This window comes from Embleya sp. NPDC001921 (assembly GCF_053594475.1).
Genome location: NZ_JBSFEO010000023.1, coordinates 53,847 through 74,163, shown reverse-complemented (window position 1 = coordinate 74,163; position 20,317 = coordinate 53,847). Strand labels below are relative to the sequence as shown.

Annotated in this window: 18 protein-coding genes and 1 riboswitch; of the genes, 10 read left to right on the top strand and 8 right to left on the bottom strand. The window is 72.3% G+C overall.

What is annotated here, in order from left to right:
• Positions 1 to 43 precede the first annotated feature (43 nt).
• Complete coding sequence (locus tag ACWCPW_RS25920; protein ID WP_449763989.1) at positions 44 to 1,228, bottom strand: NAD(P)/FAD-dependent oxidoreductase; 1,185 nt, start codon at positions 1,226 to 1,228, stop codon at positions 44 to 46.
• Between the two features lie 114 nt (positions 1,229 to 1,342).
• Positions 1,343 to 1,454: riboswitch (TPP riboswitch) on the top strand.
• On the opposite strand from ACWCPW_RS25920, the gene thiO reads away from it, so the two are divergent.
• The 4 genes from thiO (at position 1,450) to pknB (ending at position 5,748) form a co-directional block, all read left to right on the top strand.
• Positions 1,450 to 2,616, top strand: a complete 1,167-nt coding sequence (gene thiO / locus ACWCPW_RS25915) for a glycine oxidase ThiO (protein WP_449763988.1) — start codon at positions 1,450 to 1,452, stop codon at positions 2,614 to 2,616. It overlaps the preceding riboswitch by 5 nt.
• Positions 2,613 to 2,822 carry a sulfur carrier protein ThiS gene (thiS, locus tag ACWCPW_RS25910; RefSeq protein ID WP_406295800.1) on the top strand — a complete coding sequence of 70 codons (210 nt, stop codon included), beginning with the start codon at positions 2,613 to 2,615 and terminating at the stop codon, positions 2,820 to 2,822. The genes thiO and thiS overlap by 4 nt, the downstream gene beginning before the upstream one ends.
• A 4-nt stretch (positions 2,823 to 2,826) precedes the next feature.
• Positions 2,827 to 3,621 carry a thiazole synthase gene (locus tag ACWCPW_RS25905; RefSeq protein ID WP_449763987.1) on the top strand — a complete coding sequence of 265 codons (795 nt, stop codon included), beginning with the start codon at positions 2,827 to 2,829 and terminating at the stop codon, positions 3,619 to 3,621.
• 93 nt (positions 3,622 to 3,714) lie between these two features.
• Positions 3,715 to 5,748, top strand: coding sequence for a Stk1 family PASTA domain-containing Ser/Thr kinase (pknB, locus tag ACWCPW_RS25900; protein ID WP_449763986.1), 2,034 nt, complete (start codon positions 3,715 to 3,717; stop codon positions 5,746 to 5,748).
• Between the two features lie 79 nt (positions 5,749 to 5,827).
• Here pknB and ACWCPW_RS25895 read toward each other — a convergent pair whose 3' ends face one another.
• Positions 5,828 to 6,472 (bottom strand): sulfite oxidase-like oxidoreductase, encoded by a 645-nt coding sequence (locus ACWCPW_RS25895; RefSeq protein WP_449763985.1) that lies wholly within the window; start codon positions 6,470 to 6,472, stop codon positions 5,828 to 5,830.
• Positions 6,473 to 6,729: 257 nt separating this feature from the next.
• On the opposite strand from ACWCPW_RS25895, the gene bfr reads away from it, so the two are divergent.
• On the top strand, positions 6,730 to 7,212 hold the full coding sequence (bfr, locus tag ACWCPW_RS25890) for a bacterioferritin (protein WP_449763984.1): 483 nt from the start codon (positions 6,730 to 6,732) through the stop codon (positions 7,210 to 7,212).
• Between the two features lie 144 nt (positions 7,213 to 7,356).
• Complete coding sequence (locus ACWCPW_RS25885; protein WP_449764061.1) at positions 7,357 to 7,668, top strand: (2Fe-2S)-binding protein; 312 nt, start codon at positions 7,357 to 7,359, stop codon at positions 7,666 to 7,668.
• Between the two features lie 16 nt (positions 7,669 to 7,684).
• On the opposite strand, the gene ACWCPW_RS25880 is transcribed toward ACWCPW_RS25885, so the two are convergent.
• Positions 7,685 to 8,710 carry a threonine aldolase family protein gene (locus ACWCPW_RS25880; RefSeq protein WP_449763983.1) on the bottom strand — a complete coding sequence of 342 codons (1,026 nt, stop codon included), beginning with the start codon at positions 8,708 to 8,710 and terminating at the stop codon, positions 7,685 to 7,687.
• A gap of 80 nt (positions 8,711 to 8,790) precedes the next feature.
• Entirely contained in the window at positions 8,791 to 10,125 is a 1,335-nt protein-coding gene (locus tag ACWCPW_RS25875; protein WP_449763982.1) for a class II 3-deoxy-7-phosphoheptulonate synthase, read from the bottom strand.
• 295 nt (positions 10,126 to 10,420) lie between these two features.
• Between ACWCPW_RS25875 and ACWCPW_RS25870 the strand changes: the two genes are divergently transcribed.
• The 3 genes from ACWCPW_RS25870 to ACWCPW_RS25860 all read left to right on the top strand — a co-directional run bounded on the left by ACWCPW_RS25870 (position 10,421) and on the right by ACWCPW_RS25860 (position 15,181).
• Positions 10,421 to 12,283 carry an anthranilate synthase family protein gene (locus tag ACWCPW_RS25870; RefSeq protein ID WP_449763981.1) on the top strand — a complete coding sequence of 621 codons (1,863 nt, stop codon included), beginning with the start codon at positions 10,421 to 10,423 and terminating at the stop codon, positions 12,281 to 12,283.
• Between the two features lie 395 nt (positions 12,284 to 12,678).
• Entirely contained in the window at positions 12,679 to 13,572 is an 894-nt protein-coding gene (locus ACWCPW_RS25865) for a phosphotransferase (protein WP_449763980.1), read from the top strand.
• Between the two features lie 340 nt (positions 13,573 to 13,912).
• The gene (locus ACWCPW_RS25860) at positions 13,913 to 15,181 is read left to right on the top strand and encodes a hypothetical protein (RefSeq protein WP_449763979.1); all 1,269 of its coding nucleotides are present in this window, start codon (positions 13,913 to 13,915) and stop codon (positions 15,179 to 15,181) included.
• Positions 15,182 to 15,293: 112 nt separating this feature from the next.
• Here ACWCPW_RS25860 and ACWCPW_RS25855 read toward each other — a convergent pair whose 3' ends face one another.
• The 4 genes from ACWCPW_RS25855 to ACWCPW_RS25840 form a co-directional block, all read right to left on the bottom strand.
• The gene (locus tag ACWCPW_RS25855) at positions 15,294 to 16,319 is read right to left on the bottom strand and encodes a 6-phosphofructokinase (RefSeq protein WP_449763978.1); all 1,026 of its coding nucleotides are present in this window, start codon (positions 16,317 to 16,319) and stop codon (positions 15,294 to 15,296) included.
• A 149-nt stretch (positions 16,320 to 16,468) separates the two neighbouring features.
• The gene (locus tag ACWCPW_RS25850; protein ID WP_449763977.1) at positions 16,469 to 17,173 is read right to left on the bottom strand and encodes a response regulator transcription factor; all 705 of its coding nucleotides are present in this window, start codon (positions 17,171 to 17,173) and stop codon (positions 16,469 to 16,471) included.
• Entirely contained in the window at positions 17,170 to 18,318 is a 1,149-nt protein-coding gene (macS, locus tag ACWCPW_RS25845; protein ID WP_449763976.1) for a MacS family sensor histidine kinase, read from the bottom strand. The genes ACWCPW_RS25850 and macS overlap by 4 nt, the downstream gene beginning before the upstream one ends.
• Before the next feature lie 32 nt (positions 18,319 to 18,350).
• Positions 18,351 to 19,160, bottom strand: coding sequence for a lysophospholipid acyltransferase family protein (locus ACWCPW_RS25840; protein ID WP_449763975.1), 810 nt, complete (start codon positions 19,158 to 19,160; stop codon positions 18,351 to 18,353).
• A gap of 372 nt (positions 19,161 to 19,532) precedes the next feature.
• Here ACWCPW_RS25840 and ACWCPW_RS25835 point away from each other — a divergent pair, with 372 nt between their 5' ends.
• Positions 19,533 to 20,312, top strand: coding sequence for an alpha/beta hydrolase (locus ACWCPW_RS25835; protein ID WP_449763974.1), 780 nt, complete (start codon positions 19,533 to 19,535; stop codon positions 20,310 to 20,312).
• Positions 20,313 to 20,317: the final 5 nt, after the last annotated feature.

The following is a 20,317-nucleotide window of genomic DNA, read 5'->3' as shown; positions in this document are numbered from 1 at the left end:
CCCGGCGCCCGGCCCGGCGCGGCACCGCGTGGCCCGGCCGCGGTCAGCGCGCCACCGACTTGAGCGGGTTCTCGGGGTCGGCGAACCGCTCCCGGTCCACCGGTGTGCCCAGTTGCACGAGCTTGCGGCCCTGGGCCAGGTCACGCGGCCGGGCGACGGCGAGCAGCGCCGTCAGCCGGTCGCCGGCGAACCAGCCCGCGGCCCACTTGCCGTCCTCGCCCGCGCCGCGGAAGACCAGCTCGTCGCCCGCGCCGTGCCGGCCGACGTACTGGACCATCCGGCCGAACTGGTCGGACCAGAAGTACGGGACCGGGTCGTACGCCTGGTCGCCGCCGAGCAGGTTGGCCACCAGCACGCGCGGTGCCTGGAGCGCGTTGTCCCAGTGCTCGACGTTCATCCGGGTGCCGTAGCGGGCGGACGGGAAGTCCACGCAGTCGCCGACCGCGTACACCCCGGGCACCGAGGTGGCCAGGTGGTCGTCCACCTCGACGAAGCCGCGGTCGTTGACGGCCACGCCGGAGCCGGCCAGCCACTCGGTGGCCGGGCGCACCCCGATGCCGACCACGATCGCGTCCGCGCGCAGCCGGCGGCCGTCGGTCAGGTGTACCGCGCCCGGCTCCAGGCGATCCACCCGCGCGCCCAGCAGCAGTTCCACGCCGGCCTCGGCGTACCACGGCACGAACCGTTCGCCGATGGCGTCGGGGAAGGGGCCGGCGAGCGGGGTGTGCAGGGCCTCGACCACGGTGGTCGGGCAGCCGGCGGCGGCCGCGGCGGTGGCCACCTCGGCGCCGATCCAGCCCGCGCCGACGATCACCACGTGCGCGCCGGGCACCAGCGCGGCGCGCAGCGCGCGGGCGTCGTCGATGGTGCGCAGCACGTGCACGCCGGGCACCTCGCCCGCGCCGGGCAGGTCGAGCACGCGCGAGCCGGTCGCGATCACCAGCCGGTCGAAGGCGACCGGTCCCGCGTCGGTGTCCACCGCGCCCGGGCGCAGTCCCGTCGCGGTCCGGCCGAACAGCACCTCGGTCTCCAGCGCGGCCCAGTCCGCCTCGAAGGACGTGTCGTCGGTCTTGCCCGCGAGCACCTCCTTCGACAACGGCGGCCGGTCGTACGGCGCGTGCGCCTCGGCGCCGAGCAGGGTGACGCGCCCGGCGTACCCCTGGTCCCGCAGCGCCACCACGGTTTGCAGGCCGGCCATGCCGGCACCCACGACGAGCACGTTGTCCATGCGGGGCACCCTACGACGCGACCCGGCGCGGCCGACGAGCAGGGTCTTGACTCAGTCAAGGACATCTCGGGCGCACTCGGGCACCCCGGGGCACGCGAAACCGGTGTCGTAGTGTGGAGAGGTCACGGGAGCCCGGTGAGACCGGGCTGAGAGGGGGGCTGCGAGCCCCCGACCGTCCGAACCTGATCCGGGTCATACCGGCGAAGGGAGTTCCCCTCACCATGTCCACCATCCCCACCACCGACGTCGTGGTGGTCGGCGCGGGCGTCGCCGGGCTGTCCGTCGCGTGGCGCGCGCGCACCCGGTACGGGCTGACCGTCACCGTGGTCGACCCGACCCCCGGTGCGGGCGCCTCGCACGCCGCGGCCGGCATGCTCACCCCCGTCTCCGAACTCCAGTACGGCGAGGAGAGCCTGCTCCGGCTGAGCATCGAATCGGCCCGGCGCTACCCCGAGTTCGCGGCCGAGCTGGCCGAGGCCGCGGGCCTGCCCTCGGGCTATCGCGCGTGCGGCACGATCGCGGTCGCGCTGGACGCGGACGACCGGGCCGTCCTCAAGGACCTGCACGCCCACCAGCGGCGGCTGGGCCTGCACTCGTCCTGGCTCACCAGCCGCGAGTGCCGCCGGCTCGAGCCGATGTTGTCCCCGGCGATCACCGGCGGCCTGCACGTCGAGGACGACCACCAGATCGACAACCGCCTGCTGGTCGCGGCGCTGCTCGCGGCCTGCGCGCGGGCCGGCGTCGGCTTCGTCCGCGAGCGCGTCGAGCGTGTCCTGGTCGCCGACGAGCGCGCGTACGGCGTGCGGTTGCCCGACGGGCGCGACCTGATCGCGGATCAGGTGCTGCTCGCGGCGGGCGCCCGTTCGGCGCTGATTCCCGGCCTGCCGCCGGAGGCGGTCCCGCCGGTGCGCCCGGTCAAGGGCGAGATCCTGCGGCTGAGGGTGCCGCCGGCCCTGCTGCCGCTGCTGTCCCGCAACGTCCGGGGCGTGGTCAAGGGCGGCAGCATGTACCTGGTGCCGCGCGCGGACGGCGAACTGGTGATCGGCGCGACCGAGCACGAACTCGGGCACGACACCGAGGTCACCGCCGGCGGCGTGTACGAACTCCTGCGCGACGCGCACGAACTCGTCCCCGGCATCACCGAACTGCCGCTGGTGGAGACGCTCGCCGGGCTGCGTCCCGGCAGCCCGGACAACGCGCCGATCCTGGGCCGCTCCGCGCTGGCCGGCCTGGTGGTGGCCACCGGCCACTACCGGCACGGCATCCTGCTCACCCCGATCACCGCCGACACCGTGGCCGAGGCGCTCGCGCACGGCACCACCCCCGAACTCATCGAGCCCTTCGGGCCCGACCGCTTCGCGAGCGCCGCCCGAGAGGTGATGGCATGAACGACATCGAGGTCTCCGTCAACGGCGACCGGCGCCGCGTCGCGGACGGCACCACCGTCGCCGACCTCGTGGCCACGCTGACCACCGCCGCCAAGGGCGTCGCGGTCGCGGTGGACGAGTCGGTGGTGCCGCGCGGCGCGTGGGCCGAGACCGTGCTCGACGCGGGCAGCCGCGTCGAGGTGCTGACCGCCGTCCAGGGAGGATGACCGCATGGCCGACGACAAGCTGGTGATCGGCGGCGAGTCCTTCACGTCGCGGCTGATCACCGGGACCGGTGGCGCGCCGAGCCTGGAGATCCTGGAGCAGGCGCTGATCGCGTCCGGCACCGAGATCACCACGGTGGCGATGCGCCGGGTGGATCCGGGCACCGCGGGCTCGGTGCTGGACGTGCTGCGCCGGTTGGGAATCCGGGTGTTGCCGAATACCGCCGGGTGCTTCACCTCGGGCGAGGCGGTGCTGACCGCGCGGTTGGCCCGGGAGGCGCTGGAGACCGACTGGGTCAAGCTCGAAGTGGTCGCCGACGAGCGCACGTTGCTGCCGGACGGGGTGGAACTCGTGGACGCCGCCGAACGGTTGGTCGACGACGGCTTCCGGGTGCTGGCGTACACCAACGACGATCCGGTGCTCGCGCGCCGGCTCGAGCAGGTGGGCTGCGTGGCGGTGATGCCGCTCGGGTCGCCGATCGGTTCGGGTCTGGGCATCCGCAACCCGCACAACATCCGGCTGATCACCGAGCAGGCCAAGGTCCCGGTGGTGCTGGACGCGGGCCTGGGCACCGCCTCCGACGCGGCGCTCGCGATGGAGCTGGGCTGCGACGCGGTGATGCTCGCCACGGCGGTCACCCGGGCGCAGTCGCCGCGGTTGATGGCCGAGGCGATGCGGCACGCGGTGGACGGCGGCCGGCTCGCGTACCGCGCCGGGCGGATCCCGATGCGACACCACGCGCACGCGTCGTCACCGATGGCCGGCATGCTGGAGGCGAGCCCCGAGCACCCCGCCTTCTGATCCGGCCGCACGATCGGTGCGGCTTTTCTCGGACGGGGAACCATGGGGAAGACCGTCGGCGTCCACAAGGCAGTGGACCCTACACTCCTGAACATGGACACGACCTTGAACGATCCGCTCGTCGGGCGGCTGCTCGACGGTCGATACCGGGTCGATGCCCGAGTTGCCGCGGGTGGCATGGCCACTGTGTACCGGGCTCTCGACACCCGTCTCGACCGCACCGTCGCCCTCAAGGTGATGCACGCCGGGCTTGCCCAGGACCCGGAGTTCACCCGCCGGTTCATCCTGGAGGCGAAGGCCGCGGCGCGGTTGTCGCATCCCAACGTGGTCAACGTCTTCGACCAGGGCACCGACGGTGCGATCGCGTATCTGGCGATGGAGTACGTCGAGGGCCGCACGCTGCGCGAATTGCTCCAGGACCTGGGCAACATGACGCCGCGTGAGGCGTTCGGCGTGCTGGAGCCGATGCTGGCGGCGCTGTCCGCGGCGCACCGGGCGGGCTTCGTGCACCGCGACGTCAAGCCGGAGAACGTGCTGATCTCCGACGACGGCGGGATCAAGCTCGGCGACTTCGGGCTGGCCCGGGCGACCAGCACCACCGCCACCGCCGCGACCGGCAAGGTCCTGGTCGGCACGGTCGCCTACCTCGCGCCGGAGCAGGTCGAGCGAGGCGAGTCCACCCCGCGCTCGGACGTGTACGCGGCGGGCGTGGTGCTCTATGAGATGCTCACCGGCCGGCAGCCGCACCACGGCGCCACGGCGGTCGAGGTGATCTACAAGCATGTGCACGCGGACGTGCCGGCACCCTCGCTCGCGGTGCCGGGCCTGTCGCACGCGCTGGACACGCTGGTGCGTACCGCCACCGTGCGCGACCCGGAGCAGCGGCCGAACGACGCCGAGACGCTGCTGGGCCTGGTCCGCCGGACCCGGCACGCGATGCCGGACGCGGAGCTGGACTTCGGCGCGGCGCTGCGCCTGCCGCCGCCGCCCGAGCCGATCCACGACAACGCCACGAGCGTGTTCCGGGCGGCCGAGGTGATGTTGCCGCCGCACCTGGCACCGCTCGGACTGAGCGTGGACTCGATGGAGGACGAGCAGGCGCGCTACGGCGGCAGCGCGTACGACGAGCCCTATTCGGCGGAGCACCACGAGTACGCCCCGGCCGCCGCGCCCCCGACCGAGACTCCCGGCGGCGGCTATCCGCAGCAGCCCAAGCTGCCCGGTCGGCGCCGCCGGCGCGGGCCCTCGCGCGGGATGATCGTGCTCGCGGTGGTGCTGCTCGTCGCCGCCGCGATCGGCGGCGGTGCGTGGTGGTACGGCTCGGGTCGCTACTCCGACGTGCCGGGTGTGCTGAACATGACCCAGGCCGACGCCGAGCGCAAACTCAAGTCCGCGGGCCTGAAGGTCGAGTACGTCGGCGACGGGGAGTTCAGCGAGATCATCGCCAAGGGCTCGGTGTTGTCCACCGATCCGGCCCCGGGCAAGAACGTGCTCAGCGGCTCGAAGGTCAAGGTCAAGCTGTCCAAGGGCCCGGAGCGGCACGTGGTGCCCGCGCTGGCGAACCTGAAGCTCGAGGACGCCAAGAAGGCGCTCGCCGACGCGAGCCTCAAGCCCGGCACCGAGACCAAGACCGCGAGCAGCAAGCCGCCCGGCACCGTGGTGAGCAGCCAACCGGCCGCCGGCGAGCAGCTCCAGCGGGACAGCGTGGTGGCCCTGGTGGTCAGTCGCGGCCCGGACACCGTGGTGCCGGACCTGACCGGGCTCAGCGTGGACGAGGCCAAGGCCAGGTTCCAGCCGGCCACCGGGGTGAGCGTCGAGGTGGATCCGACCCAGCAGTTCTCGGACACCGTGCCGGTCGGCCGGATCATGTCCTTCGCCCCGGGTACGAACGCGACCGTGCCCTTCGGCACCCGGATCACCGTGGTGTTGTCCAAGGGGCCGGACCTGGTCCAGGTGCCGCCGGTGACCGGGATGAACCCGGACGACGCGGCCCGGGCGCTGCAGGCCGTCGGGCTGCGGGTGAACAACCGGATGATCCCGCTGATCCCGGCCAACGTCGGCAAGCAGGATCCGGCGGCGGGTTCGATGGTCAAGCGCAACAGCGAGGTCTTCATCTCGAACTTCTAGCCCGGCACCGCGAAGGCCCCGCTTCCCCGACACGTCGTCGGGGAAGCGGGGCCTTCGGTCGTTCGCCCGCGGGCACGGCTCAGGTCAGCGCCGGGCCCTCGCCGCTCTCCTCCTGATAGGAGTAGCGCTGCTCCCGCCACGGGTCGCCGATGTTGTGGTAGCCCCGCTCCTCCCAGAAGCCGCGCTTGTCGGCCACCATGTACTCGATCCCGCGCACCCACTTGGGGCCCTTCCAGGCGTACAGGTGCGGCACGATCAGCCGGACCGGGAACCCGTGCTCGGCGGTGAGCGGCTCGCCGTTGTGGTGGGTGGCCAGGATGGTCTGGTCGTTCGTGAAGTCGAACATGCGCAGGTTCGAGCTGAAGCCGTACTCCGCCCACACCATCGCGTGGGTGACCTCGGGCGCCGGCGGGGCGATCTCCAGCAGCTTGGCGACGGTCAGCCCGCTCCACTCGTTGCCGAGCATGCTGAACTTGGTCACGCAGTGGAAGTCGGCGACGACGGTGTCGTGCGGCAGCGCCGAGAACTCGTCGTAGTTCCAGCAGTGCTTGTCCCCCGAGGCGGTCGCGCCGAAGACGCGGAAGTCCCATATCTCGGGCTTGAACCGAGGGACCGGTCCGTAGTGCAGAACGGGCCATCCGCGCTGGATTCGCTGGCCCGGCGGAAGTCGCGGATCGCGGTCCGGAGCCTCGGTTCCACCTTGTGCCGCTTCCGTATGCCCCATACCTCACATGGTCCCAGACGCCCCGACCAACTCACGACCGCCCCCGCGCGCCCCGCACCCCGCGTGCGGGGTGCGATCCGGTCCTGTGCTGGGGGAACGCCGGGCCGGCCGATCGTGGTGGGACATGTTCGACATTGCAAGGCAAGGCTGCCCTTCGTGGCGGATGAGCTACCAAAAGTGACAGGATTCGAGGGAAAACCGCCTCATGCGCGCTCGGGGTTCCCCCGTGTCCCACCCACACCGGAAGGTGCGTCGCGATGCACAGTGACCCGCAGATCATCGAGCTCCTGAACGAACAGCTCACGGCGGAGCTCACCGCGATCAACCAGTACTTCCTGCACGCGAAGATGCAGGAGCACCGGGGCTACATCAAGCTCGCGGCCTGGACCCGACACGAGTCCATCGACGAGATGAAGCACGCCGAGAAGCTCACCGACCGCATCCTGATGCTCGAGGGCCTGCCGAACTACCAGCGACTGAACGCGCTGCGCATCGGCCAGAACCTGGAGGAGATGTTCCGCGCCGACCTGGCGGTGGAGATGGAGGCCGTCGAGCGGCTGCGGCGCGGCATCCCGTTGATGCGCGAGAAGGGCGACGTGACCTCGGCCAACATCTTCGAGGACATCCTGGCCGACGAGGAAGAGCACGTCGACTACCTGGAGACTCAGCTCGCCCTGCTCTCCGAGGTGGGCGAACAGCTCTACATCGCGGGCCTGCTCAAGCAGCCGAACGAGAGCTGACCGGCGGCTCGGGACATTCCCGGATGCGATCGGGCAACCGATCGGATTGTGTTACCGATCACCCGGTATTCCCCCCGGCGAACGCTGAGGTTACCCTTACCTAAGTAACCTCGCCGCTGGGGGGAAATCTCCGTGTACGTCTGCATGTGTTTCGGTGTCACCGACAAACAGGTGAACGACCGGATTGCCGATGGCGCGCGCACGATGCGTGAGATAGCCCAGTCCTGCGGCGGCGCCGGCACCGACTGCGGGCGTTGCGTCAAGAGCATCACCGCGATGTTGCCGCGCGACGAGTCGCGCCGCCGGCGGCGCGAATCGTGCGGCGAGACCGAGACGTGCGCGACCCCCTGCGCGACCGGCCCGGCCCCCGAGCCGGTCCCCCTGCCGATGCCCACGGTCGCCGCCTCGGCCATGCCGGACAACGTGGTCCCGCTGCGCCGGCACACCGCCGCCTGATCGACGGCCCCCCCGCTCAGCCCTTCGCCGCCTGCGCGATCGCCGTCGCGGCACGCGCGCAACCGGCCGCGTCCACGTCCATGTGCGTGACCAGCCGGAGCAGCCGAGGCCCGAACGCCGACACCAGCACACCCTCCGCACGGCAGCGCTCCGCCACCGCGGCCGCGTCCGGCTGCCCCTCCCCCAGTTCGACCAGCACGATGTTGGTCTCCGGGTCGACCACCGCGAAGCCCGCGTCCCGCAGCAGACCGGCCAACCCCCGCGCGTGCTCGTGGTCCTCGGCCAGCCGCTCGACGTGGTGCCTCAGCGCGTACAGGCCGCCCGCCGCCAGGATGCCCGCCTGGCGCAGCCCGCCGCCCATCCGGTGCCGCATCCGGCGCGCCTCGGCCTCGTACCCGGCGGGCAGCAGCACCACCGAACCGGCCGGCGCGCCCAACCCCTTGGACAGACACACGCTGAGCGTGTCGAACAGCGCCCCGTAGGCCCGCAGCGGCGTACCGGTCGCCACGTGCGCGTTCCAGATCCGCGCGCCGTCGCAGTGCAGCGGCAGCTCGTACCCGCGCACCAGGTCGCGGATCGCGGTCAGCCGATCCAGCGGGTACACCGAGCCGCCGCCCCGGTTGTGCGTCTGCTCGACCGCGACCATGCGGGTGCCGACGGTGTACAGGTTGTCCATCCGGATCAGCCGGGCCAGGTCGGCGACCTCCAGCAGGCCGCGCGGGCTGAGCGTGGTCCGGGTCTGCACGCCGCCGTGCCAGGACGCCGCGGCGTCCTCGTGCGCGACGATGTGCGCGTCGGCGTCCAGGACGAGTTCGCCGCCCGGCGGCACGGCCAGCCGCACGGCGAGCTGATTGGCCATCACCCCGGTCGGGGCGAACAGCGCGAAGGAGTGCCCGAACAGGTCCGCGACGTACTCCTCCAGCGCCCGGACGGTCGGGTCCTCGGCGTACACGTCGTCGCCGACCTCGGCGTTCGCCATCGCCGCGCGCATCGCGGGGCCGGGCTTGGTGACGGTGTCGCTGCGCAGGTCCGTGAAGGTCATGGCGGCAGCATTACAGACGCGCCGAAGGGCGAACCCCCGGGAGGGTCCGCCCTTCGGCGATCGTGGTGATCCGCGCGCGGTCAGCTCTTGCGGTACATCTCCGCGACCAGGAACGCCAGGTCGAGCGACTGGCTGCGGTTCAGCCGCGGGTCGCACGCCGTCTCGTAGCGCTGGTGCAGGTCGTCGACGAAGATCTCGTCGCCGCCGCCCACGCACTCGGTGACGTCGTCACCGGTGAGCTCGACGTGGATGCCGCCCGGGTGGGTACCGAGCGCCCGGTGCACCTCGAAGAAGCCCTTGACCTCGTCGAGGACGTCGTCGAAGCGACGGGTCTTGTGCCCGCTGGACGCCTCGAACGTGTTGCCGTGCATCGGATCGGACACCCACACCGGATGGGCGCCGGCCGCGGCCACCTTCTCCACCAGGGCCGGGAGGTTGTCCCGGACCTTGCCCGCGCCCATCCGCACGATGAAGGTCAGTCGGCCCGGCTCGCGGTTCGGGTCCAGCTTGTCGATCAGCGCGAGCGCGTCCTCGGGCGAGGTGGTCGGGCCGAGCTTGACGCCGATCGGGTTGCGGATCCGGGAGGCGAACTCGACGTGCGCGCCGTCGAGCTGCCGGGTCCGCTCGCCGATCCAGACCATGTGACCGGAGACGTCGTACAGGTCGCCGGTGCGCGAGTCCACCCGGGTCAGCGCGTCCTCGTAGTCCAGGATCAGCGCCTCGTGGCTGGCGTAGAACTCCACGGTGCGGAATTCCTCGGGGTCGGTCCCGCACGCGTGCATGAACCGCATCGCGCCGTCGATCTCGGCCGCGAGCCGCTCGTAGCGCTCGCCCGAGGGCGAGAGCGCGACGAAGTCCTGGTTCCACGCGTGCACCTGGCGCAGGTCCGCGTAACCGCCCGTGGTGAACGCGCGGACCAGGTTCAGCGTCGCGGAGGACGAGTGGTACATGCGCTTGAGCCGCTCGGGGTCCGGCGTGCGCGCGGCCTCGGTGAAGGCCAGCTCGTTGACCGCGTCGCCCCGGTAGGAGGGCAGGGTCACCCCGTCGCGGGTCTCCATGCCGCTGGAGCGCGGCTTGGAGTACTGACCGGCCATGCGACCGACCTTGACCACCGGCACCGAGGCCGCGTAGGTCAGCACGACGGCCATCTGGAGCAGCGTCTTGAGCTTGTTCTTGATCGCGTCGGCGGTGTTGCCGACGAAGGTCTCCGCGCAGTCGCCGCCCTGGAGCAGGAACGCTTCGCCCTTCGCCACCGACGCGAGCCGACCACGAAGCTGGTCGCACTCGCCGGCGAAGACGAGCGGCGGATAGGAGCGGAGGTCCGCGAGGGCGGAGCCCAGGGCCTCGTTGTCCGGCCACTCGGGCTGTTGGGCCGCCGGGAGGGTACGCCAGGATTCGATGTCGTTCAGGGTCACCGCTCAAGACTAAGCGGAGAGGCAACCCGATTGACTCCACCGCCCGGAGAGCGAGACGCCGACTCGGCCCGCCCGATATGGTGAGGCCGTGATCACGATCGATCTCCATCGGAGCTCCTGGTGGCCCGTCCCTGCGGCGGCCCACTGACTTCGCGATCACCTTGACGATCCGACGGCCGCCCGGCAGGGCGGCCCTTCGTTTTTCCCGGACCGGGCGGACCTCCTCCCCGGCCGGGGCGGACAACCGGCGGATCGCCCGGTCGGGAGGGCGTCTCTTCCCCACCGAGGAGCACCCATGCGCACCGCCGACGCCCTGTCCCCGCTGTTCCGCGACGCCCCGCCGCCCTTCGCGCTGATCCGGCGCGAGCACTCGGCCGAGGTCGAACTGCTCACCGGCGAGATCGTCGACGTCCGAGACCTCGACGACCTGCCGCTGCCGGCCGCCGGCGGGCCCGGCCACGAACTGCTCGCCCTGGTGCCCTACGCGCAGATCCGCGAGCGCGGGTTCGAGCACCACGAGGACGGCACGCCGCTGCGCTGCCTCAAGATCACCGAGCAGCGCCTGCTCCCCCTGGACGAGGTGCTGGCGGCCCTGCCTCGGGTGCCGGTCGAACTGCGCGGCGGCGGCTTCGACGTGGACGACGAGACGTACGCCACCATCGTCAAGCGGGTGATCGAGGACGAGATCGGCCGCGGCGAGGGCGCCAACTTCGTCATCCGGCGCGACTACCGCGATCACATCCAGGGGTACACGCCGGCCTCCGCGGGCACCCTGCTGCACCGGCTGCTGACCCGGGAGAGCGGCGCGTACTGGACCTACCTGATCCACACCGGCGACCTCACCCTGCTCGGCGCCAGTCCCGAGCGGCACGTCAGCTCGGTGGGCGGCGAGGTGGTGATGAACCCGATCAGCGGGACCTACCGGCATCCGGCCGAGGGCCCCTCGCGCGAGGGGCTGATGGCGTTCCTGCGCGATCCCAAGGAGATCGACGAGCTGTTCATGGTCGTCGACGAGGAACTCAAGATGATGAGCGCGGTGTGCGACCTCGGCGGCGCGGTCGAGGGCCCGTTCCTCAAGCCGATGGGGCACCTGACGCACACCGAGTACCTGCTGCGCGGGATCACCTCGCACGACGTCGCCGCGGTGCTGCGCGGCACCATGTTCGCGCCGACGGTGACCGGGAGCCCGCTGGAGAACGCGTGCCGGGTGATCCGCCGGCACGAGCCGACCGGGCGCGGCTACTACTCCGGCGTGCTCGCGCTGATCGGGCGCGACGACGCGGGGCGGCGCACGCTGGACGCGCCGATCCTGATCCGGACCGCGTACATCACCCCCGACGGCGGCCTGCGGGTGCCCGCCGGCGCCACCCTGGTCCGGCACTCCAGGCCCGAGGACGAGGTCGCCGAGACGCACGCCAAGGCGGCCGGGGTGCTGGCCGCGCTCGGTGTGGTGCCGGCCGCCGAGCGGGCGCCGGGCCCGGCGCTCGCGGCCGATCCCGAGGTGGGCGCGCTGTTGGCCGCGCGCAACAGCGCGCTCGCGCCGTTCTGGCTCCGGCCCCGGGACGAGCGCGCGCTGCGCGCCCCGGAACTGGCCGGCCGCCGGGTGCTGGTGGTGGACGGCGAGGACACCTTCACCGCGATGCTCGCGCACGTGCTGCGCACCCTCGGCCTGGACGTGGAACCGCGCTCGTACGACGACGTCACCTCGCGCCGGGTGCGCGCCGCCGAACTGGTCGTGCTCGGCCCGGGCCCGGGCGACCCCAGGGACACCGCACACCGCAAGATCCGGCTGATGGGAGCACTGCTGCGCACCCGCCTGGACGCGGGCGGACCGCTGCTCGCGGTCTGCCTGGGGCATCAGCTCCTGGCACACGAGCTGGGTCTGGACCTGGTCCGCAAGCCGCGGCCGTATCAGGGCAAGCAGGTCGAGATCGACCTGTTCGGCCGGCCGGAGCGGGTCGGCTTCTACAACGCGTTCGCGGCGGTGCGGCCGGCCGGCGGCGTACCCAACGTCGAGTTCGCCGCGGACCCGGAGAGCGGACAGGTGCACGCGCTGCGGTCGAGCCGGATGCGGCTCGCGGGCGTGCAGTTCCACCCGGAGTCGGTGCTCACCCACAACGGCCTGGGCATCGTGCGGGAGTTGCTCGCCGGGCTGTGAGGTCCGGTCCGCACGCGCGGTCGCGCCCGCCCGAGGCGCCCGGCCCGCGACGGCCGGGCGCGGGGGCGCGGCCGGGCCCCGCGGTCGAAGGTGGTCCGAGGCGGTCGGGTCGAGGTCGGTCGAGGTCGGTCGGGAACGCGCTCGGAGGGGTCGCCAACCGACCGGGCTCGGCCCCTTCGTCGCACCGGCGTGCGACCATAATCGCGTTGCTCGCCGCGGTACGACGGAGGATGCTCGACCCCGTTCGTTGACCGGTTTACCAGTGGAGGGGGTTCCCGTGGGCTCCGATTGTCCGCCGCACGACCCCGTCGACTGGAGCGGTCGCAAACGTTGCCGCAAATGCGGAGTGACCTTCGGCGGGCCGCGCCCGCTGCCACCGTCCCCACCGGAAGCCGATGGCTGATCCGCCGCTTCCGCCGCCGAACTTCCATACGGCGCCGCGTACTTTGTGGGACGAACTGCCCACGGACGCGCGCGCCGCGGTCGAACGGTGTGCGGGACGCGTGCTGGCCGTCGCCACCGTGTGGGCCGGATTCAACTGCGAGTTCGCCGCGACCGTGACCACCGAACACTCCCGCTACTTCGTCAAGGGCGTCCCGCGCGATCACCCCGCGGTGTCGCAACAGCGCGTCGAGGCCCGGATCGCGCCGCACGTGGGCGCCGTGTCGCCGAGGTTGCGCTGGGAGGTCCGGCTCGACGACTGGGTGCTCCTGGGCTTCGACCACATCGTCGGCCGACACGCCGACTTCGCACCGGGCACGGCGGATCTGCCGCTGGTCGCGGACGCGTTGCGCCGACTCGGCCGGGTCGCCGTCCGCGATCTGCCGCTGCCGCGGATCGAGGAGCGCTGGCGTCCGCTGCTCACCAGTCGTCAGCTCGAACTCCTGCGCGGCGAGAGCCTGTTGCACACCGATCTGCACCCGCACAACGTGCTGATCAACGATCGCGGCCCCCGGGCCTACCTGGTCGACTGGGCTCAGCCCGCCCGGGGCCCCGCCTGGATCGAGGTCACCTTGGTGGCCAGCCGGCTGATGGACGAGGGACACACCGCCGAACAGGCGGCCTCCTGGGCGGATCGGTTCGCCTGCTGGCGCACGGTCTCCCGGGAGGCGATGGAGACCTTCGTGTTCGCCGCCACCAACCAGTGCTCGCGCGGGATCGGCGCCGCCCACGCGGCCCCGTGGAACGCCCGGTTGACCGCGCTGGCCGAGGCCCGCGCGGCCCGCACCCACCTGCGCGCGTGCCCACCGCGCACGGCGCGATCCCCCGCCCACCGGACGGCGGAGTGACTCGGATCCCCCGAACTCCAACGCGCGCACGCACGCCCGAGCCCGGCGCGACGACCGGCCCCGCGAACCGGTGAGCCGGCCGCGCCGCAACCGCGATCCACACGGCTCCCGAGCCGCGGCCCCGATGCCGGGAACCGATGGCCGGCCGGCATCGCTATATCGGTGTGGCCCGGCCCGTACCGCCCGGTAGGCTCCGGCCGTTCGAACCTACGGTCGAGCAAGCTCCTTCCTACGACGGGTACCCCGCATGCGCCTGCGCCGCTGTCTCGCCTCGACGGCCCTCCTCGTGCTTCTCGGGTCGCCGACCGGGCACGCGGCGCCGGTCCCCGACCCCACGCCCGTGGCGGAACCGCCGATCGGGCAGGTGGTCGAGGTGCGCGGGATGCCGGACCGGATCCGACCCGCGACTCCCGTCGAACTCACCGCGAGCGCGCGCAACACCGGCGAGGTCCCGCTGCTGCTGGAACCGCGGGTGGAGATCACCGGCGCCACCGGGCACCTGGCCCCCGAGCAGGTGCGCCTGGAGATACCGGATCCCGTGCACGCGGGCTGGACCCCGACCCCACTGGACCCGCGGGGCGGCGCACGACTGCCCTTCCCGGGTCCGGGCGCGATCGACGCGACCTCCGGTCGCCTGGCGCCCGGCGCCTCGGTCGAGTTCCGGGTGCGCTTCACCATCGCCGCGAACGTGCCCGCGCAGTTCGTGCAGGTGCTGGTGGGCGGCCGACCCGTGTCCCCGGGCGCCGGCGACGAGCCGCGCTTCGTGAGCGGCTACATCGCCGACACCGCGCTGCTGGGACCGGACGGGGCCATGCCCACGCGTCCGCCGGATCCCGGTGGGACCCGCGCCCCGTCGGTGCCGGACGCGGGCACGGAGCACCTCGGCGGCACCGCCAAGGTGGTGCCGACCGCGCGGCGCTCCGACGGGCCGACGTTCGACCTGGTGGGCGTGCCCGGCTGGCTGCGCGCGGGCGCCGGCGCCGCCGAGTTCCGAGTCACCTTCGGCAACGACACCGACCGGATCATCCCCGCGGTGCGTCCGGAACTGGTGTTCACCAGCGGGCAGTCCCCGATCACCCCGCAGCAGTTGGTGGTCGAGGCGTACGACGACCGCGACCGGAGCTGGTTCCCGGTGCCGCTCGCGGTGCTCACCGACCCCGCCAACGGACGCGACGCGCACCTGGTCGGCGAGTTGACGCCCAAGCCGTGGGACGGCCGCCGGCCGCTGCCGCCGGGCGAGCTCACCGCGATCACGGTGCGCGTGTCGATCCCGACCGGCTCGCCGGTGGCGGGCGGCGACCTCGCGGTGCTGGTCGGCGGCGGCGCCCCGGAGGGAACCGACCGCGCGCTCGCCTCGCGCAGCGACTTCCGGGTGTTCCACGTACCCAACGCCGGAGTGCCGCCGCACCCGCCCAAGCTGCGCCCGGAACTGCCGCCGACCGCACCGGACTCGGCGGCCGGGCAGCGCGAGGAGGACGAGAACGACTCGTCCACCCTCGCCACCGTCGCGATCTGGGTCGTCCTGGCCGGCGTCGGGGCGACGATCGTGTACTTCGCCCGCAGGAACCGCCGGCAGGGCGCCGGAATCGAGCCCGATCCCGGCGCCTGACCGAAAACCCGCCCGTCGCGACGCCCGCGCGACGGGCGGGCGACGGGCGGGCGGTGGCACGCGGCGGTGCGGCGGCGGATCCGCGGAGAACGCGCGGGGGTTCGGCGAGGGATCAGCCGAACAACACCTTGGCCTCCTCGTACAGGGCCGGCGGCACGGTCTTGAGCTCGCGGGTCGCCGCCTCCAGCGGCACGGTCACCACGTCCGTCCCGCGCAGCGCGACCATCTTGCCCCAGTCGCCCGCGTGCACCGCGTCGATCGCGTGGAAGCCGAACCGGGTGGCCAACCACCGGTCGAACGCGGTGGGAGTGCCGCCGCGCTGCACGTGGCCGAGCACCGTGGTGCGCGCCTCGTGGCCGGTGCGCTTCTCGATCTCCGAGGCCAGCCAGTCGCCGATGCCGGACAGCTTGACGTGGCCGAACGCGTCCAGCGTCTGGTCCTTGGTGACCATCTGACCGGCCAGCGGGATGGCGCCCTCGGCGACCACGATGATCGGCGCGTAGTTGGTGCGGAAACGGCTGTCCACCCAGGCGCAGACCTCTTCGACGTCGAAGTTCTGCTCCGGGATCAGGATCACGTTCGCGCCGCCGGCCATCCCGGAGTGGATCGCGATCCAGCCCGCGTGCCGGCCCATCACCTCGACGATCAGCACCCGGCGGTGCGACTCGGCGGTGGTGTGCAGGCGGTCGATCGCCTCGGTGGCGATGTTGACCGCGGTGTCGAAGCCGAACGTGTAGTCGGTCGCGTTCAGGTCGTTGTCGATGGTCTTGGGCACGCCGACGACCTTGACGTCGTGCTCGTGCAGGCGGGTCGCGACGCCGAGGGTGTCCTCGCCGCCGATCGCCACGAGCGCGTCCACCTCGAGCTTGGCCAGGTTCTCCCGGATCCGCTCGATGCCGCGGTCGACCTTGATCGGGTTGGTCCGGGACGAGCCCAGGATGGTCCCGCCGCGCGGCAGGATGCCGCGTACGGCCTTGATGTCGAGCGCCATGGTGTCGCCCTCGAGCGGCCCGCGCCAGCCGTCCCGAAAGCCGATGAAGTCGTACCCGTAGTCCTGGACGCCCTTGCGGACGACCGCCCGGATCACCGCGTTCAGGCCCGGGCAGTCGCCGCCGCCGGTCAGTACTCCGACACGCATCGAAATCTCCGATTTCTTCCGTCCGGCACGATTCGCGGCCCACGCTACCGGTGCGAGAAGCCACCTCGACTCTTCCCACCACCCGTTCGAGGTACCCGACTTGATCGGATCGAGCAGCGCCGGATGTCGATGGGGATCCGGACCGACGACTAGTCGTCCAGGCCCTTCTCGATGGCGTAGCGCACGAGTTCCACCCGGTTGTGCAACTGCAGCTTGTTCAAGGTGTTTTGTACGTGGTTCTGCACCGTGCGGTGGGACAGGAACAGGCGCTGGGCGATCTGCTTGTAGGACAGGCCCTTGGCGACCATCCGCAGCACCTCGGTCTCGCGGTCGGTCAGCCGCGGCGCCGCCGGGCCGCCGGTCGCGTCCTTGCGCGGCGGGTCGGTGGCCATCCGACGGAACTCACCGAGCACCAGACCGGCCAGCCCGGGGGTGAACACCGGGTCCCCGATCGCGGTCCGGCCCACCGCGTCCACCAGTTCCTCGCGGCTCGCCGACTTGACCAGGTATCCGGTCGCGCCCGCCTTGACCGCCTCCAGGACGTCCTCCTGCTCGCCGCTGGCGGACAACACCAGGATCCGCACCGACGGGTCGTGCCGGACCAGTTCCCGCGCCACCTCGACGCCGGGCAGTTTGGGCAGGTGCAGGTCCAGGATCACCACGTTCGGCGAGGTGGCCCGGGCCCGCCGGACCGCCTCGGGACCGTCGCCGGCAGTGGCGACCACGTCGTGGCCCGCCGCCGCGAGGTCGCGGGCCACCGCCTCGCGCCACATCGGGTGATCGTCGACGACCAGGACCTTCAGCGGCGTCGGGGCCGACTCGGCCTCCGGTGTGGGTGTACTCGTCTCGCTCATCCGCTCCCCTGCCTCGGCACCCGGAACTCCAGCTCGGTGCCTTCTCCCGTCACCGACGACCACACCACACTGCCGCCGAGATCACGCACCCGGCCCTCGATCGACTGGGCCACGCCCAACCGGCCCTGGGCCCGGGCCGCCTCCAACCGGCCCGGAGCCATCCCCGAACCGTCGTCCCGGACGCTGACCACGATCTCGTCCGGCTCGTCCTCCACCAGGATCCACGCGTTGGCCTGCTCGCCGGCGTGCCGGCGCACGTTGTCCAGCGCCGCCGCGACCGCCGCGGCCACCTCGCGCGCCGCCGGGGTCGGCAGCAATACCGGCGTACCCGGCGAGGACACCGTCACGCGCGCGCCGGCGAAGCCGCCCAGCAGCACCCGCAGATCCTGCCGGGCCGGGTCGCCGTCCTCTCCGGATCCGGGCAGGTCGGCCGACTCGACCCGGGCGGGCGTCGCGGAGATCAACTGCCGCAGCGCCACCTCCTGCTCACCGGCCAACTTGCCCAGGCCCGCGGCGTCCCCGCCGATCTCGGCCCCGCGCCGTTGCACCAGCGCGAGCACCTGGAGCACGCTGTCGTGGATGTCCCGGGCCAGCCGCTCGCGTTCGCGTGTGGCCGCCTCCAGTTGCAGCGCGCGGGTCAACGCCTGTTCGCTCACCCGGGCGATCTCCACGACGTAGCCGACCGCGCCGCCCGCGAGCAGCAACAGCACGATGTTGTGCTGGTTGTCGGCGGTGAGCGCGCTGCGTTCGAAGATGTCGGCGGCGCCTATCGTCAGCGCCGCCGCCGAGCCGGTCCGCCAACCGCCCTTGATCGCGCACGCCAGCACCGGTGCCGAGGCCCACACCGTGGGCAGCGTCATCGTGCCCTGGGCGACCCGCTCGGGATCGTCCAGCCACCGGGTCGCGACCAGGCACCCGACGGCCACGCACAGGTCCAGGATCAGCAGCGGGGGCTCGCGGAAGGCGGGACTGCGGAAGCCGTACGCGGTCACCGCCGTCCAGACCACGAGCAGCGCCATCACGGCCCACCCGCCGACCGGGTGCCGATACTCGTCCGCGACCTGGGCGTACCGCACGATCGCGTAGACGAGGGCGAGCGTGCGAAAGACCGTGAGCGCCCGCCACAGCGACTGCTCGACCCCCACGTGAACCCCCAGGTGTGCCGGGTGCCGCCCGGTCAGGCGGCGGGTCGGCCGGAGCCGCCCGAGTCGTCGTTCGGGGTCGGCGCGGCGTCCGGGTCGGCGGCGTCCGTCGGGTCCACCGGCTTGTCGGCCACCGGCTTGTCGACCGCCTTGGCCGCCTGCTTGCGCGCCTCGTCGATCCGCTTCTTGGCGTCGGCCGCGTACATGTCCACGTACTCCTGGCCGGACAGCTCCATCAGCGCGTACATGATCTCGTCGGTGATCGCGCGCAGGATGAAGCGGTCGTCCTCCATGCCCTCGTAGCGGGAGAAGTCCAGCGGCTCGCCGACCCTGATGCCCACCCGCATCACCTTGGGCACGATCTTGCCGGGCGGCTGGATCTTCTCGGTGTCGATCATCGCCACCGGGATCACCGGGGCGTGCGACTCCAGCGCGAGCCGGGCGATCCCGGTCTTGCCCCGGTACAGCCGACCGTCCGGCGAACGGGTGCCCTCGGGGTAGATGCCGAACAGGTGGTCCCCGCGCAGCACCTTCAGGCCCGCGTCGAGCGCGGCCTCACTGGCCCGGCCACCGCTGCGGTCCACCGGGAGTTGGCCCACGCCCTTGAAGAACGCGGCGGTGAGCCTGCCCTTGACCCCGCGTCCGGTGAAGTAGTCCGACTTCGCCAGGAAGGTGATCCGGCGCGGGACCACCACGGGCAGGAAGAACGAGTCCGAGAACGAGAGATGGTTGCTCGCCAGAATCGCCGGGCCCCGGTCCGGGATGTGCTCCTCGCCCTCCACCCAGGGGCGGAAGAAGAGCCTCAACACGGGGCCGACGATCATCTTCATCAGCCGGTAGAACAACCCTGACCTCCTCCTCGGCAGCAGGACGAACCCTAGAGCATGGGTCCGGGGCGGGAGCGGTGTACGGCCGGGTCGGGCGAATCGCCGCGCCCCGCCCCGAAGCCGCGCCGAGGACCGCTCGCGGTGGATCCGCGGATCGCCGCGCGGGCGGCCTCCCGGGCCGGGTGCCGGCCGTGCGGCGGCGCTGTACGCATCGCGCACCCCGTGGGACGATTCCGAGGCGTCCAGGTGTTACGGAGTAAGAGGCGGAACCACTCGCCTGTCGACCCCGTTATGGAACCTGTATCGCCGTCGTCCACCGGTCGCCACAACTGCGTGGTGTCCACCCGGCCGGCTGGTCCCGCCAAGCCCGTCACCCGAAGGAGCCCGTTGGTGTCGATCCTGCCCGGTGCCGAGCCCCACCACCACGACGGCGGTCCCGTGGGCGTCCTGCTCTGCCACGGCTTCACCGGCACGCCGCAGTCGCTGCGACCGTGGGCGGAACACCTGGGCGCGGCCGGACTGAGCGTGTCGCTGCCGCTGCTGCCCGGTCACGGCACCCGCTGGCAGGACATGAACCTGACCACGTGGCAGGACTGGTACGCGACCGTGGACCGCGCGTTCGACCGACTGCGCGAGCGCTGCGACACGGTGTTCGTGATGGGCCTGTCGATGGGCGGCGGCCTGGCCCTGCGGCTGGCCCAGCAGCACGGCGACAAGGTGGCCGGCCTCGTGCTGGTGAACCCGTCCGTGCAGGCCGACGACCCGAAGATCAAGCTGCTGCCGGTGCTGCGCCACGTCATATCGTCGGCGCCGGGCATCGCGTCGGACATCCGCAAGGAGGGCTCGGTCGAGCTCGCCTACCCGCGCACGCCGGTCAAGGCGGCCTATTCGCTGTCCCGCTTCTGGCGCGTGGTCTCCGCCGATCTGCCGCAGGTCACCCAGCCGGTGCTGCTCCTGCACAGTCCGCACGACCACGTGGTCTCGCCGGCCAACTCCGAGACGGTGTTGGCCAGGATCTCCTCCACGGACGTCACCGACGTCCTGCTCAACGACAGTTATCACGTGGCGACGCTCGATCACGACGCGGAACGGATCTTCGCATCCAGCCTGGAGTTCGTACGCCGGCTCGCGCCGGACGCGCGAGCCCCGGAGACGGCCGAGAGGGACTGAACGAA

Bases quoted from the DNA above. Each gene is read 5' to 3' on its own strand.
- ACWCPW_RS25920 (WP_449763989.1), bottom strand. From the start codon at position 1,228: ATGGACAACGTGCTCGTCGTGGGTGCCGGCATGGCCGGCCTGCAAACC.
- thiO (WP_449763988.1), top strand. From the start codon at position 1,450: ATGTCCACCATCCCCACCACCGACGTCGTGGTGGTCGGCGCGGGCGTC.
- thiS (WP_406295800.1), top strand. From the start codon at position 2,613: ATGAACGACATCGAGGTCTCCGTCAACGGCGACCGGCGCCGCGTCGCG.
- ACWCPW_RS25905 (WP_449763987.1), top strand. From the start codon at position 2,827: ATGGCCGACGACAAGCTGGTGATCGGCGGCGAGTCCTTCACGTCGCGG.
- pknB (WP_449763986.1), top strand. From the start codon at position 3,715: ATGGACACGACCTTGAACGATCCGCTCGTCGGGCGGCTGCTCGACGGT.
- ACWCPW_RS25895 (WP_449763985.1), bottom strand. From the start codon at position 6,472: ATGGGGCATACGGAAGCGGCACAAGGTGGAACCGAGGCTCCGGACCGC.
- bfr (WP_449763984.1), top strand. From the start codon at position 6,730: ATGCACAGTGACCCGCAGATCATCGAGCTCCTGAACGAACAGCTCACG.
- ACWCPW_RS25885 (WP_449764061.1), top strand. From the start codon at position 7,357: ATGTGTTTCGGTGTCACCGACAAACAGGTGAACGACCGGATTGCCGAT.
- ACWCPW_RS25880 (WP_449763983.1), bottom strand. From the start codon at position 8,710: ATGACCTTCACGGACCTGCGCAGCGACACCGTCACCAAGCCCGGCCCC.
- ACWCPW_RS25870 (WP_449763981.1), top strand. From the start codon at position 10,421: ATGCGCACCGCCGACGCCCTGTCCCCGCTGTTCCGCGACGCCCCGCCG.
- ACWCPW_RS25865 (WP_449763980.1), top strand. From the start codon at position 12,679: ATGGCTGATCCGCCGCTTCCGCCGCCGAACTTCCATACGGCGCCGCGT.
- ACWCPW_RS25855 (WP_449763978.1), bottom strand. From the start codon at position 16,319: ATGCGTGTCGGAGTACTGACCGGCGGCGGCGACTGCCCGGGCCTGAAC.
- ACWCPW_RS25850 (WP_449763977.1), bottom strand. From the start codon at position 17,173: ATGAGCGAGACGAGTACACCCACACCGGAGGCCGAGTCGGCCCCGACG.